Genomic DNA, 14,351 nt, shown 5'->3' on the forward strand with positions numbered 1-14,351 from the left:
ACCCACTGGCAAACCGACTGTTTTCAAGCGAAACATGGGTCAGCGCTGTAGTCACCAGCACGCCGTATTGAAGCCACGGGGTGGTCGCGCCCATGGCCATCAGTGCAAAATGACATCAAACCGCATGTGCACCGCCCGGCCGAGAGCCAAGGTGGGCATCGTCCCAAACACCGCAAGGTCTGAAGAGAGCGCCGCGTGGAATCCGAAGTCAGTCGAGTCCAACTCAGTCACGATCCACGCAGCCAGCATGACGATCCTCTACTGGATAGCCTGCTGACCCTGTGTGTCCTGCACCAGAAGCCAGCCAGCCGGGCGATGTTGACCACCGGGCTGCCCTTGCCGTCCCAGCGCCTGAACGCCGAGCTGCTGCCGCGCGCCGCCGCTAGGGCCGGCCTGCAAGGGCGCCTGTTGCAACGCAAGCTGGAGCAGATCCCGGCCATTGCCATGCCAGCCATGTTGCTGCTCAACGAAGGGCGCAGTGCAGTTCTACTGGGCTGGGAAAACGACGACACTGCGCGTCTGCTGCTCAGCGAGAGCGACGGTGGCGAAGTCCTGGTCAGCCGCGAGGCGCTACTGGGTGACTACAGTGGCAAGGTCTTCTTTGCCCAGCCACAGCACAAATTCGACGTTACCCACGGCAACCTGATCCCGCGTACCCGCTCGTGGTTCCGCGACACGCTGCTACGCAGCAAGTGGCTGTACATCGATGCAATCGCCGCCAGCCTGGTGATCAACATCATCGCTCTGGCTGCACCGTTGTTCGTGATGAACGTCTACGACCGGGTCGTACCCAACCAGGCCACCTCGACCTTGTGGGTGCTGGCCATCGGCATTGCCGGTGCCTACGTGTTCGACCTGGTGCTCAAGTTGCTGCGCAGCCTGTGCCTGGACCTGGCCGGCAAGAAAACCGACTTGATCGTGTCGGCCACGCTGTTCGAGCGCATCGTTGGCATGTCGATGAAGCACCGCCCGGCACGGGTGGGCAGCTTCGCCCAGAACATCCACGAGTTTCAGAGCCTGCGTGACTTCCTCGCCTCGCTGACCCTGACCAGCCTGATCGACCTGCCGTTCACCATTCTGATCCTGATCGTCATCGCCATGCTCGGCGGCCACCTGGTGTGGATCCCGATCATTGCCTTCCCGCTGGCATTGGGCATTGGCTATGCGCTGCAGAAGCCTTTGATGTCGACCATGGAGCGGACCATGGCGCTAGCCTCCGAGCGCCAGTCGAGCCTGATCGAAACCCTCGCCGGCCTCGATGCGGTCAAGGTCAACAATGCCGAGAGCGAGCGCCAGTACATGTGGGAGCAGACCCTGGGCACCCTTAGCCGCCTCGAGCTGCGGGTCAAGGTGCTGTCGGGCCTGGCAATGAATATCACCATGCTGATCCAGCAACTGGCAGGCGTGGCGCTGATCTGCGTGGGCGTCTACCAGATCATCGATGGCAACCTGAGCATGGGCGGCCTGGTGGCCTGCTACATGCTCAGCGGCCGTGCACTGGGCCCGCTGGGCCAGCTCAACGGCTTGCTGGCACGTTATCAGCAGGCCAGGGTAACCATGGTCGCTACCGACCAGATGATGGACCTGCCGCAGGAGCGCAATTTCGAAGAGCGCCCGCTGAGCCGCCAGGTACTGCAGGGCTCGATCGAGTTCCGCGGGGTCGACTTCACCTACCCGAACCAGCAGAACCAGGCGCTCAAGGGCATCAACCTGAACATCCGCCCGGGCGAGAAAATCGGCATCATCGGCCGCAGCGGCTCGGGCAAGAGCTCGCTGGCCAAGCTGATCGTCGGCCTCTACGAAGCAGACAACGGTTCGCTGCTGGTCGATGGCGTGGACATCCGCCAGATCGACGTCAGCGAGCTGCGCCACAACATCGGTTACGTGCCGCAGGATATCCAGCTGCTGGCCGGCACCCTGCGCGACAACCTGGTCAGCGGTGCGCGCTATGTCGAGGACGAACTGATCCTGCAGGCGGCTGAGCTGTCCGGGGTGCACGAATTCGCCAGGCTGCACCCGGACGGTTACGAGCTGCAGGTTGGCGAGCGCGGGCAGAACCTGTCCGGCGGCCAGCGGCAGAACGTCACACTGGGCCGGGCATTGCTGCTCAACCCGCAGATCCTGCTGCTCGACGAGCCGACCAGCGCCATGGACAACACTGGCGAAGAGCGCCTCAAGCAGCGCTTGCAGGCGGTTATCGAACACAAGACCGTGGTTCTGGTCACCCACCGCGCCTCGCTGCTGTCGCTGGTCGACCGGCTGATCGTGATCGACCGTGGACAAGTAGTTGCCGACGGCCCGAAAGCCTCGGTCATGGATGCGCTGAAAAAGGGGCAGATCAGTGTCGCGTAAGTTGGATATAAACGGCTTCAAAGATAGCTTGCGCCGCTACTTCAAAGGTTCGGAGTCGTTGGCCGGCGCGCCTTTGCCAGAAGTGCGCAAGTCGCTGGTCGAGGATGCACCGCGGGTGGTGCGCATGACCATCTGGGGGGTGATCGCGTTTTTCCTGTTCCTGATCCTCTGGGCCAGCTTTGCCCACATCGATGAAGTGACCCGCGGTGAAGGCAAGGCCATCCCGTCGTCCAAGCTGCAGAAGATCCAGAACCTGGAAGGCGGCATCGTTTCCGAGATCTTCGCCAAGGAAGGGCAGATCGTCGAGATCGGCCAACCTTTGCTGCGTCTGGACGAGACCCGCTTCGCCTCCAACGTCGGCGAGACCGAAGCCGACCGCCTGGCCATGGCCATGCGGGTCGAGCGCTTGAACGCCGAGATCGAAGACCGTGCGCTGCAGATCGACGATGTTCTGCGCAAAGCCGCACCGCAACAGGCGAGCAACGAAGAGTCGCTGTTCCAGAGCCGCCGCCAGCAATTGCGCGATGAAATCGGCGGTCTCGAGCAGCAATTGGTCCAGCGCCAGCAAGAGCTGCGCGAGTTCACCTCCAAGCGTGCCCAGTACGCCAACAGCCTGCAGCTGCTGCGTCAGGAGATCGGCATGTCCGAGCCTTTGGTGGCCCAGGGTGCAGTGTCTCAGGTCGAGGTGCTGCGTCTGCGCCGCTCGGAAGTCGAGGTTCGCGGCCAGTTGGACGCCACCACGCTGGCGATACCGCGCGCTGAAGCGGCGATCAAGGAAGTGCAGAGCAAGATCGAAGAGACCCGGGGCAAGTTCCGCAGTGACGCGCTGACTCAGCTGAACGAGGCGCGCACCGAGCTGAGCAAGGCTACCGCCACCAGCAAGGCCCTGGATGACCGTGTCAACCGGACTCTGGTGACCTCGCCAGTGCGTGGCATCGTCAAGCAGCTGCTGGTCAATACCATCGGCGGCGTGATCCAGCCTGGCAGCGATATCGTCGAGATCGTGCCGCTGGACGATACCCTGGTGGTCGAGGCGAAGATCCTGCCCAAGGACATCGCCTTCCTCCACCCGGGCCAGGAAGCCACGGTCAAGTTCACCGCCTACGACTACACCGTATACGGCGGGCTCAAGGCCAAGCTGGAGCAGATCGGCGCCGACACCATCACCGATGAAGACAAGAAGACTACCTACTACCTGATCCGCCTGCGTACCGATCGCAGCCATCTGGGTACCGACGAGAAGCCGCTGTTGATCATCCCGGGGATGGTTGCCACGGTCGACATCATGACCGGCAAGAAAACCATCATGAGCTACCTGCTCAAACCGATTGTCAAAGCTCGTGCAGAGGCGTTGCGCGAGCGCTGATCGGTAGCCGCAACAACGCAGGCCCACGCGAGCAGTTAGCTCAAGTGGGCCTTGTTGCCTATGCTGGCTAGTCAGGGCAGGGATTCAGGATAACCGGAGGCAGATCATGTTCTACGTGCAACGCGACGAAAAGGGCCAGCTGTTGCGGGTGGAAGCCGCCGAGTTCGAGCAGTACAACGAAATGGTCCCTGCCGACAGCGCCGAAATTCAGGAATGGTTTGCTGACGATCAGGTTGAAAACAGCCTGAAGCAGCTCAAACAGAGCGACCTGGACATGATCCGTGTGCTCGAAGACCTGATCGAAGTACTGACCACCAAGGGCGTACTCAGCATCACCGACCTGCCGGCAGGCGCGCAGTCCAAGCTGCTCAACCGCTCCACAGCGCGCAAGTCGCTGGGCAGCCTGAACAGCCTGATCGACGATGACGACACCAGCGGCTTGATCTGAGGGGGCCAGCAGCGGCCCCGGTCAGTCATCGCCAGGGCGCGGGCTCACCCACCAGTTGCCCCTGAATACCCTGCACGCCCATCTCGCGCAGTACCTGCAACTCACCCTCGGTTTCGACCCGCTCGGCAATCAGCGGCAGGTCGATGCTGTGCGCCGCACGCTGAATGGCCTCGATGAACAGGCGTTTGTGCTGCTCGCGGTCGATGCTGCGGATATAGCTGCCGTCGATCTTCAGATAGGCCAGGCCCAGATGGGCAAGGTTGCCGATCATGCTGAAACGACCACCGAAGCGTTGCAGCGCCAGGCCGAAGCCCAGTGCATGCAGGCGGCGGGTCAACTGCTCCAGGGCGGCCTGATCGGGCAATTGCTCTTCAGCCAGTTCAAAGGTCAGGCGCGGCCCCAGGGCACGATGCTGGGCCAGCAGATCAAACACCCGCTGCAGCGTTTGCGGGTCGGCCAGGGTTGCAGCCGACAGGCTCAGCGACAGCGACTCCTGATGACCTTGCACATGCTTGAGGACTTTCTCCAGCACCAGCAGGTCAAGCCGTGGCACCCAACCGAAGCGCTCCAGCCACGGCAGGAAGCGGCCCGCCGCCAGCGCCTCGCCCTGCTCGTCATGCAGCCGCGAGATCACTTTGTAATGGAGGATCTGTGCAGGCGCCTCGCTGGCGACCACGGGCTGGAAGTACAGCTCGAACTGGCCGCCGCTCAGGGCCTGATCCAACCGCGCATGCCAGGCATGATGGCTGTCTGCAGCCTGAGCAGCGACGCCCTGCTCCAGGCACACCCAACCGGGTGCCGGCTGACTTTCGGCACGGGCCAATGCTTCGTCGGCAAGTTTCAGCAGCGCCTGCGGCGCATCACCGGGGCTGTAGGGCGCCAGGCCAATGCAGGCGACTGGGTCGACGTCACTGGCCCCTGTTTCGTGCAGGCTGTGCAGGGTAGCTTCCAGCGCCTGGGCAAGCTGGACCGCTTCTTCGTGGACCATGCCCGGAGCCAGCACAGCGAACTCACCGCCGCGGCTACGGGTGATCAGGTCATTGGTCTGCGGGAAGCTGGCACAGGTGCGGCGTAGCTGCTCACCTACTGCCTGCAGCAACTGGTCGGTGCGCTGGCCGCCCATGCGTGCGTTGAGGCCGGCCAGGTCCATTACCCGCAGCAACAGCAGGTAACCGGCGCGGGCTTCTTCCATATTGCTGACGCGGGCTGCCAGTTGCATCTCGAAGTAGCGCCGGTTGGCCAGCCCGGTCAGGCTGTCCTGGTAAGACTCGGCCCGCAGCTTGTCGCTGCGCTCGGCCTGTTCGGTGAACAGCGCCTTGAGCTTCTCGACCATCTGGTTCATCGCCTGCACCACGCGGCGCAGCTCGGGGGTGCGCGGCAGCTCGGGCAGGCTGAGGAATTCGCGCCGGGCGATCGCATGCGACTGCTCGACCATGTAATCCAGCGGGCGCAGTTGCCGGCGCAGCAGCAATGCGCCAAGCACTGCACTCACCGCGCCACACAGCAACAGCCAGCCCAGGCTGCCCAGCGCGCTCTGCCACAGCTTGGCCAGGGCAAACATCGGGTGGCTGATCACTTCGACTCGCGCCGCCTGCTGCCAGCCACGACTGACGATCGCGTCACCTCCCGCAGGCTCCAGGCCGATCATGCCGATGAACCAGGCCGGGACACCGCCGCGGTCAGGCTCGGCGTGGCGCTCGACCAACACCGCATTGGACTGCAGGTCGACCACCTTGATGCTGGAGTAATAGCCACTGTCGAAAATCGAGCTGACCATCAGCTCGACCATCGCCGGGTCGTCGATATTCGGCGTCAGCGACAAGGCCAGGGCGGTCGCCGCATCCTGAGCATGGGAACGCAGCTGGTTCACATACTGGCTGCGTGAGCTTTCCAGGCTGACCATGAAGCTGCCGCTGAAGGCAACGACGAGGAACAAGCAAATGGCTAGCAGCAATTGTTTGAACAGTGACATCGGTGCTCCTTCAGTAGACCGGCTCCGCCGGGAAGCCTTCGGCCTGCATTTTTTTCAGCAAATCCTGCCAGCGTGACAGGCGCTTGGTATCACCGACCTTCTTGTTGCCCGCCGCGCCTGTCAGCCACAGCCCTTCACCGTTGAAGGAATACACCGGCAACAGGTCGGTACGCTGGCTGGCCGGCTTGATCGCATCCATCAGGCTGTCCAGTACCAGCGGCTGCGCCTGTGGGTTGGCATAGTAGGTCAGTACCATGTGCGCGCGGTTCTGGCGTAATGCCTTGACGTAGGTAATGCGCAGCTTGTCACTGGCAATGCCCATACGCCGCAGGCTGAAGTACTTGGCGATGGCGTAGTCTTCGCAATCGCCAGCGCCTTTGAGCAGAGACTGGATCGGGGTAGCCCAGTAATCGACCTCATGCCACAGGTCGATATCCTCGGTGTAGCGCAACTGCTGGTTGAAGAAGCGGTTGACCACTTGCAGACGCTCCAGCTCACTGCCCTGCTGTTGCGTCGCCAGCAGGTTCTGCCAGGCATCGATGCGTTCCTTGCCTGCACCTAGCGGCCCATATAGCTTTTGCGCCCGCTGGCTGATCTGAGCAAAGTCCCAATCCGCATGCAAGCCGCCCAGCAGCATGCATGCCAGCAAGGCAGCAAGGCCGAGCCGACGCATGACAACACTGAGCATGCTGGGTATCGCCACTGCGAAGACCTGTGCAGACCAATCGGGAGCCGCGATGGTGCGGCCTGTGGCGGGAAAAGACAATGGCACCTTGCAATCACTGCGTGCTGAATCAATAACAGCCCGAACGTCGCACCGGCTTCCCCTCGGCATGGACTTCCTTCACCATAGCCGCCTCCCGCAAAACGGGCGGCAAAACTGTTTTGTCACCCTGGTTTGACACCCCTCCAGCAAGCCCCTAACTTGATTGGATCCAATACCGCCAGTTGTAGAGGCAGACTCCCCGTGGCCGAAAAAATCAAACTGTTGTCTGCCGTGCTTGGCACTGAGCAAGTCCCGGCACATCTGGCTCGCAGTGTCATTGAAGAACGCTTGCGTAGCGCGATCATCGACGGGCGCCTGCCTCCTGGCACTGCCGTGCGCCAGCAAGAGCTGGCGACACTGTTCGGCGTCAGCCGGATGCCCGTGCGCGAGGCGCTGCGCCAACTCGAAGCGCAGGGTTTGCTGCAAGTGGTTATGCACAAGGGTGCGGTGGTTGCGCCGCTGATCGGTGAGGATGCCGTCGACAGCTACGCCCTGCGTGTGCTGCTTGAGTCGGAAGCGCTGCGCCAGTCGGTTCCGCTGCTGGAGGCTACCGATATCGCCCTCGCCCGCAGCTACATCGAGCAACTGGAAAAACAGACCGGACACGCCGAGATCGGCCGCCTCAATCGTTTGTTGCACATGAGCCTGTACTGCAAGGCACACAATCAGAAACTACTGCGCTTGATCGACAGCGAGCTCAATGAAGAAGAACGCTTCCTGCGCTTTCACCTGTCTGCGATGGGCTTGGGCAAACTCACTCAGGATGATCACAACGCGTTGGTCGATGCAGCCAGTGAAAAGCGGGTGGATGACGCGGTCGAGATCCTCGCCGAGCATTTGAATAAAGGCGCCCGTACCATTCGCCGCTACCTGGATGCTCAGAGCAGCTGACATTGCGGTTGCAAAATCAGCGCTGACCGCAAACAATGAGACTAATTATCATTCATGCAGCAGTGCTGGCGGCGTATCTTCATGTCTTCTCACGACTCCGTGCACACGCTCTACAGCGAACATCACGGCTGGTTGCACAATTGGCTCCGGAGCAAGCTGGGTAACGCTGCCGATGCCGCTGACCTGGCGCAAGATACCTTCGTGCGCCTGCTCCAGCGCCGCGACCAGTTGCAGCTGAATACCCCACGAGCCTTTCTGCGCACAGTCGCCCGCGGCCTGGTCATCGACCATTGGCGCCGCGAAGAACTGGCTCGCGCCTACTGCGAGGCGCTGTCGCATTTGCCCGAAGCGCAGGCACCTTCGGCAGAAACTCGCGAGCTGCTGCTGGAGTTGCTCGAGCGTATCGCGCGCATGCTCGACGGTCTCAAACCGAAGGTACGCCGTGCGTTTCTGCTGGCCCAATGCGAAGGCCTCAGCCACAAGGCGATTGCCGAGCAGATGGGCATCTCGCTGCGCTCGGTCGAGCGTTATATCGCCGATGCGCTCTACCACTGCTATCAACTGCGCTTTGAGAACGAGCTATAGATCGATGAGCGCTGCGCAGCCTTCGGCAACCGTCGTCAAACAAGCGATCCAGTGGATGCTGCGGCTGCGCGAAAGCGGGCCAGATCAGCGTTTGCAGCGCAAGTGTGAACAATGGCGCGAGGCCCACCCGGAACATGAGCGCGCCTGGCAGCGAGTGCTCAGCCTGCACCAGGATCTCGACCTGCGCGCCATCCCCGGCGCAGGCCTGGCGCTGCATACACTAGAAACCAGCGAGCGCCGCCTGCATCGGCGCCAGACCCTGAAACTACTGGGGGGAGCTGCGCTGATTGGCTCCGCGAGCTGGTTGAGCAAGGACCTGCAATTGCTGACTGACTGGCGTTCCGACTACAGCACTGGCACTGGCGAGCGGCGCAGCGTCACCCTGCCGGACGGCTCGCTGCTGCAACTCAACACACGCAGCGCTGCCGACCTTGCCTTTGATGCCCGCCAGCGCTTGATTCGCCTCAACCACGGCGAGCTGATGCTGACCTGCAGCGACGCTCAAGCCAACGGCCGACCGCTGCTGGTGCAAACGCGCGACGCTTTGCTTGAAGGCGTGAATGGTCGTTTTACGGTGCGTCAGCGTGATGACTGTACACAGGTGAGTGTCAGCGCCGGCCAAGTAGCGCTGCATGGCCCTGGCCCATCTGCTCTGCACTGGCTGGGCAGCGGCCAGCACTGGTCGATAGACGCGCATGGGCCCCGCGTGGTCGAGCAGCCCGACATGGACGCGGCCGCCTGGGCTGACGGCCTCATCGTGACTGGCAACATGCGCCTGGCGGACTTCGTCGCCGAGGTGGCCCGCTATCGACCCGGGTTCCTCAGTTGTAGCGACGACGTGGCCGATCTGCGCTTGTCCGGCGTGTACCGCCTGGCAGACACCGATGCGTTGCTTGAGCTACTGCCGCAGACGCTGCCGGTGCGCCTGCATCAACGCACCCGCTGGTGGGTGCGGCTGGAGCGGGCAGCCTGACGCCAATTTTTTTGGCGGGAAGCGCTGACACGTCCGGCTTGGACAGTAAGCACCATCAACTGCCCTTAATCAGCCTACGGATCCCTCATGCCCGGCCAGCGTTCACCACACCGCATCAACGAGAATGATTTTCGACCTGTCTTGAATTCAGCCCTTCTAGGCAGAGCCATACGCGCCGCCTTGTTCGGCACTGCATTGGGCATGGCCGCTGTCGCGCCCCTGAGCCAGGCAGCAGAAACCGCCAGTGCCTCCCAGCAGTACAGCATCGCCGCGGGCAACCTCGATGATGTGCTCAATCAGTTCGCTCGCCAGGCTGGTATAACACTGTCGAGCACCCCGCAATTGACTGCCGAGCTGCAGTCACCTGGCCTGCAAGGCGCGTACTCGACCAACCAGGCATTGCGCCAGTTGCTCAACGGCACGGGCCTGCAAGCTGACAGCAGCGATGGCAGCCGCTACGTACTGCGCGAGCAAGCCGCAGACGCTGCGCTGGCCTTGCCTGACACCGATGTACGCGGTTTCGCCCTCGGCAACGCGCTAGGCAGCATGGAGGGCTACAACGCCACCCACAGCCAGATCGCCACCAAGACCAGTACGCCTATTCTGGAGACCACCCAGTCGGTGTCAGTGGTTACCCGCCAGCAAATGGACGACCAGGGCTCGCAGACGGTTGCCCAGGCCATGCGCTACACGCCCGGGGTGCTGACCAACCCATATGGCGCCACCCACCGCTATGACTATGTGGCCATGCGCGGCTTCAACGATGGCTCGGTGGATAACATCTATGTCGACGGCTTGAAGTCGATGGGTGATAACGGCACCTATAGCACGATGCAGGTCGATCCGTATTTCCTCGAGCGTATCGATATCCTCAAAGGGCCATCCTCGGTCCTCTACGGCCGCAGCTCGCCAGGCGGGCTGGTTGCGCTGACCACCAAGAAACCGACCTTCGAGGCCTTCCACCAGGTTCAGGCAACCGTCGGCACCCAAGGCCAGCGCGGCATGGGCTTTGACTTGAGCGGGCCGCTGGATGACGACAAGCGCATTGCCTATCGCCTGACCGGCCTTGCTGATTCGGCTGACACCCAGTTCGACCACAACAAGGAAGAACGCTACGCCATCGCCCCAGCGATCAGCATCGACTTCAGCGAGGATACTTCGCTGACCTTGCAGGCCTACCTGCAGAAAGATCCCAACGGCGGCTACCACGGCGGCCTGCCTGCTTCTGGCGTGCTGCACAAGCGCAATGGTCAGCGGCTGTCAGATCACTTCTTCGAGGGTGAGCCGGGCATCGACAACTATGAACGCACCCAGCAGTCGTTCAGTTATCAGCTGGAGCACCGCTTCAACGATGTGTTCACCGCTCGACAGAACTTCCGCTACCAGGATTCCGACGTGTCGATGGATCAAGTCTACTTCGCCGGTTGGGGCGCGACCGACAGCAACATCATGAACCGGGCCTACACCGGCGGCGACGAGCGCCTGCATTCGTTCATCATCGACAACATGCTGCAGGCGGAATTCTTCACCGGGGCGGCCAAGCACACCGTGCTGCTGGGTACCGACTATCAGCGGCGTAAAGCCGACGTAGCCTGGCGCTATGGGAGCGTCGACAGCCTGAATGCGGCCAACCCGCAGTACGGCAACGGCAACTTGCAGATACTGGGTGAAAACAACTACACGCGGCGCCTGCAGCAGACCGGTGTGTACTTGCAGGACCTGGTCGAGCTCGACCAGTGGCGCTTTTCACTGGGGCTGCGCCAGGACTGGGTCAAGGTCTCCGAAGAAAACCGTGACAGCGACACCCGGGTCAGTGACGACCGTTCAAGCTTCACTACGCGCGCAGGCATGCTCTACCTGTTTGAAAACGGTATCGCTCCGTATGTGAGCTATTCCGAGTCGTTCAACCCCAATACCGTTTCTGATCAGAACGGCCGGCCTCTGGCGCCGACCGAGGGCACCCAGTGGGAAGCCGGGGTCAAGTATCAGCCGCCGGGTAGCGACAACCTGTTCACGGCCTCGGTGTTCCGTATTGAACAGGAAAACCTCGCGTCCAAACAGCCCAACGAGGAGTTCTACCGGGCAGTAGGCCAGGTGCGCTCACAAGGCCTGGAACTGGAAGCGCATGTGCAGGTGACCGATAACCTGAAGCTGCTGGGTGGCTACACCTTCACCGACATCGAGTACGCCAAGTCGATGCCTAGCCTGGCTGCGGCAACTGTAGACAACAAGGGCAACTCGCCGACGCAGGCGCCCAAGCAGATGCTCTCGCTGTGGGCCGACTACGACTTCCGCCAGGGCGCTCTGGATGGGCTTAGACTGGGCGGCGGCGTGCGCTATGTGGGGTACAGTTGGGTAGATGCTGAAAACAGCATGAAGGTGCCCTCCTACACCTTGTTCGACGCTTCCATCGGTTACGACCTGGGCAAGGTCGGCCTCAAGGGTGTAGATCTGCGCCTTAACGCCAACAACCTGACCAATGAGAGCTACATCGCTTCGTGTGCCAGCCTGAGCTACTGCTACATGGGTGAGGAACGCAATGTCAGCGCTACCGTCAGCTATCAGTTCTGACCGCACTGGCTGAAAGCCAAAAGGCCCGCTCCTGGATTCAGGAGCGGGCCTTTTTATTGGGCTGTTGTCTTGGCCGGGGCCTGACAGCAAAGCAGTCCGCCGAGAAAGACAAAGCCCCTGTCAGCAACGCTGACAGGGGCTTTCGATTTGAATCTTGACGATGACCTACTCTCACATGGGGAGACCCCACACTACCATCGGCGATGCATCGTTTCACTGCTGAGTTCGGGATGGGATCAGGTGGTTCCAATGCTCTATTGTCGTCAAGAAATTCTGTGTGCCGAACCGTCGGTAGACGTGTCAGCGAAACTTGAGTCTCTCTACTTAAAGACAAAACCCCTACCTGCTCGCGCAGATAGGGGTTTTGCGAAATGAATCTTGACGATGACCTACTCTCACATGGGGAGACCCCACACTACCATCGGCGATGCATCGTTTCACTACTGAGTTCGGGATGGGATCAGGTGGTTCCAATGCTCTATTGTCGTCAAGAAATTCTGTAGCCAGAACGTCCAGATGAACGGCCCAGCAAATTCGGATATGTGATGTTTGTGTACGAATCTTCAGCGTTTCGTCTTCACCACCGCAACCTGCATGAGCAAATTGCTTGGGTGTTATATGGTCAAGCCTCACGGGCAATTAGTATTGGTTAGCTCAACGCCTCACAGCGCTTACACACCCAACCTATCAACGTCGTAGTCTTCGACGGCCCTTCAGGGGATTCTAGATCCCAGTGAGATCTCATCTTGAGGCAAGTTTCCCGCTTAGATGCTTTCAGCGGTTATCTCTTCCGAACATAGCTACCCGGCAATGCCACTGGCGTGACAACCGGAACACCAGAGGTTCGTCCACTCCGGTCCTCTCGTACTAGGAGCAGCCCCTCTCAAATCTCAAACGTCCACGGCAGATAGGGACCGAACTGTCTCACGACGTTCTAAACCCAGCTCGCGTACCACTTTAAATGGCGAACAGCCATACCCTTGGGACCGGCTTCAGCCCCAGGATGTGATGAGCCGACATCGAGGTGCCAAACACCGCCGTCGATATGAACTCTTGGGCGGTATCAGCCTGTTATCCCCGGAGTACCTTTTATCCGTTGAGCGATGGCCCTTCCATACAGAACCACCGGATCACTAAGACCTACTTTCGTACCTGCTCGACGTGTGGGTCTCGCAGTCAAGCGCGCTTTTGCCTTTATACTCTACGACCGATTTCCGACCGGTCTGAGCGCACCTTCGTACTCCTCCGTTACTCTTTGGGAGGAGACCGCCCCAGTCAAACTACCCACCATACACTGTCCTCGATCCGGATAACGGACCTGAGTTAGAACCTCAAAGTTGCCAGGGTGGTATTTCAAGGATGGCTCCATGAGAACTGGCGTCCCCACTTCAAAGCCTCCCACCTATCCTACACAAGCAAATTCAAAGTCCAGTGCAAAGCTATAGTAAAGGTTCACGGGGTCTTTCCGTCTAGCCGCGGATACACTGCATCTTCACAGCGATTTCAATTTCACTGAGTCTCGGGTGGAGACAGCGCCGCCATCGTTACGCCATTCGTGCAGGTCGGAACTTACCCGACAAGGAATTTCGCTACCTTAGGACCGTTATAGTTACGGCCGCCGTTTACCGGGGCTTCGATCAAGAGCTTCGCTTGCGCTAACCCCATCAATTAACCTTCCGGCACCGGGCAGGCGTCACACCCTATACGTCCACTTTCGTGTTTGCAGAGTGCTGTGTTTTTAATAAACAGTCGCAGCGGCCTGGTATCTTCGACCGGCAAAAGCTTACGGGGTAAACCCTTCACCTTCGCCGGCGCACCTTCTCCCGAAGTTACGGTGCCATTTTGCCTAGTTCCTTCACCCGAGTTCTCTCAAGCGCCTTGGTATTCTCTACCTAACCACCTGTGTCGGTTTGGGGTACGGTTCCCGATTGTCTGAAGCTTAGGAGCTTTTCTTGGAAGCATGGCATCAACCACTTCGTCGCCTAAAGGCAACTCGTCATCAGCTCTCGGCCTTGAGATCCCGGATTTGCCTAAGATCTCAGCCTACCACCTTAAACTTGGACTACCAACGCCAAGCTGGCCTAGCCTTCTCCGTCCCTCCATCGCAACAATCGGAAGTACAGGAATATTAACCTGTTTTCCATCGACTACGCTTTTCAGCCTCGCCTTAGGGACCGACTAACCCTGCGTCGATTAACGTTGCGCAGGAAACCTTGGTCTTTCGGCGTGCAAGTTTTTCACTCGCATTGTCGTTACTCATGTCAGCATTCGCACTTCTGATACCTCCAGCAAGCTTCTCAACTCACCTTCACAGGCTTACAGAACGCTCCTCTACCGCATCACCAAAAGGTGATACCCGTAGCTTCGGTGCATGGTTTGAGCCCCGTTACATCTTCCGCGCAGGCCGACTCGACTAGTGAGCTATTA

At 60.4% G+C, this 14,351-nt stretch carries 9 protein-coding genes and 3 rRNA genes (1 of these 12 cut by a window edge); 7 read left to right on the forward strand and 5 right to left on the reverse strand.

What is annotated here, in order from left to right:
* Window positions 1–195 precede the first annotated feature (195 nt).
* The 3 genes from CXQ80_RS23165 (at window position 196) to CXQ80_RS23175 (ending at window position 4,166) form a co-directional block, all read left to right on the forward strand.
* A complete protein-coding gene (locus CXQ80_RS23165; RefSeq protein ID WP_101322660.1) occupies window positions 196–2,352 on the forward strand; it encodes a type I secretion system permease/ATPase in 2,157 nt (718 codons plus the stop codon).
* On the forward strand, window positions 2,342–3,718 hold the full coding sequence (locus tag CXQ80_RS23170) for an HlyD family type I secretion periplasmic adaptor subunit (RefSeq protein WP_101322661.1): 1,377 nt from the start codon (window positions 2,342–2,344) through the stop codon (window positions 3,716–3,718). Before CXQ80_RS23165 ends, CXQ80_RS23170 begins: the two co-directional genes overlap by 11 nt.
* Before the next feature lie 106 nt (window positions 3,719–3,824).
* Window positions 3,825–4,166, forward strand: coding sequence for a tryptophan synthase subunit beta (locus CXQ80_RS23175; protein ID WP_101322662.1), 342 nt, complete (start codon window positions 3,825–3,827; stop codon window positions 4,164–4,166).
* 25 nt (window positions 4,167–4,191) lie between these two features.
* Here the strand turns inward: CXQ80_RS23175 and lapD are convergent, their stop codons facing one another.
* Both lapD and lapG read right to left on the reverse strand, forming a co-directional pair.
* On the reverse strand, window positions 4,192–6,138 hold the full coding sequence (lapD, locus tag CXQ80_RS23180; RefSeq protein ID WP_101322663.1) for a cyclic di-GMP receptor LapD: 1,947 nt from the start codon (window positions 6,136–6,138) through the stop codon (window positions 4,192–4,194).
* Window positions 6,139–6,148: 10 nt separating this feature from the next.
* Window positions 6,149–6,910, reverse strand: coding sequence for a cysteine protease LapG (gene lapG, locus CXQ80_RS23185; protein WP_224785603.1), 762 nt, complete (start codon window positions 6,908–6,910; stop codon window positions 6,149–6,151).
* Window positions 6,911–7,105: 195 nt separating this feature from the next.
* On the opposite strand from lapG, the gene CXQ80_RS23190 reads away from it, so the two are divergent.
* From CXQ80_RS23190 to CXQ80_RS23205, 4 genes are all read left to right on the forward strand, one after another.
* Window positions 7,106–7,795, forward strand: coding sequence for a GntR family transcriptional regulator (locus CXQ80_RS23190; RefSeq protein WP_101322665.1), 690 nt, complete (start codon window positions 7,106–7,108; stop codon window positions 7,793–7,795).
* A gap of 81 nt (window positions 7,796–7,876) precedes the next feature.
* On the forward strand, window positions 7,877–8,380 hold the full coding sequence (locus CXQ80_RS23195) for a sigma-70 family RNA polymerase sigma factor (protein ID WP_101323137.1): 504 nt from the start codon (window positions 7,877–7,879) through the stop codon (window positions 8,378–8,380).
* A 4-nt stretch (window positions 8,381–8,384) separates the two neighbouring features.
* Window positions 8,385–9,353, forward strand: a complete 969-nt coding sequence (locus tag CXQ80_RS23200; protein ID WP_101322666.1) for a FecR domain-containing protein — start codon at window positions 8,385–8,387, stop codon at window positions 9,351–9,353.
* Between the two features lie 201 nt (window positions 9,354–9,554).
* Complete coding sequence (locus CXQ80_RS23205) at window positions 9,555–11,924, forward strand: TonB-dependent siderophore receptor (protein WP_256585622.1); 2,370 nt, start codon at window positions 9,555–9,557, stop codon at window positions 11,922–11,924.
* 152 nt (window positions 11,925–12,076) lie between these two features.
* Here CXQ80_RS23205 and rrf (CXQ80_RS23210) read toward each other — a convergent pair.
* The 3 genes from rrf (CXQ80_RS23210) to CXQ80_RS23220 form a co-directional block, all read right to left on the reverse strand.
* Window positions 12,077–12,192: ribosomal RNA gene (gene rrf / locus CXQ80_RS23210) — 5S ribosomal RNA — on the reverse strand.
* A 108-nt stretch (window positions 12,193–12,300) separates the two neighbouring features.
* A 5S ribosomal RNA gene (gene rrf, locus CXQ80_RS23215) occupies window positions 12,301–12,416 on the reverse strand.
* A 126-nt stretch (window positions 12,417–12,542) separates the two neighbouring features.
* A 23S ribosomal RNA gene (locus CXQ80_RS23220) occupies window positions 12,543–14,351 on the reverse strand (it continues 1,084 nt past the right edge of the window).

The organism is Pseudomonas sp. 02C 26 (assembly GCF_002843585.1).
GTDB classification, from domain to species: Bacteria; Pseudomonadota; Gammaproteobacteria; order Pseudomonadales; family Pseudomonadaceae; genus Aquipseudomonas; species Aquipseudomonas shirazensis.

Coding starts and splice junctions, on each gene's coding strand:
- CXQ80_RS23205 (WP_256585622.1), top strand. CDS start 9,555: ATGGCCGCTGTCGCGCCCCTGAGCCAGGCAGCAGAAACCGCCAGTGCC.
- CXQ80_RS23175 (WP_101322662.1), top strand. CDS start 3,825: ATGTTCTACGTGCAACGCGACGAAAAGGGCCAGCTGTTGCGGGTGGAA.
- lapD (WP_101322663.1), bottom strand. CDS start 6,138: ATGTCACTGTTCAAACAATTGCTGCTAGCCATTTGCTTGTTCCTCGTC.
- CXQ80_RS23200 (WP_101322666.1), top strand. CDS start 8,385: ATGAGCGCTGCGCAGCCTTCGGCAACCGTCGTCAAACAAGCGATCCAG.
- CXQ80_RS23195 (WP_101323137.1), top strand. CDS start 7,877: ATGTCTTCTCACGACTCCGTGCACACGCTCTACAGCGAACATCACGGC.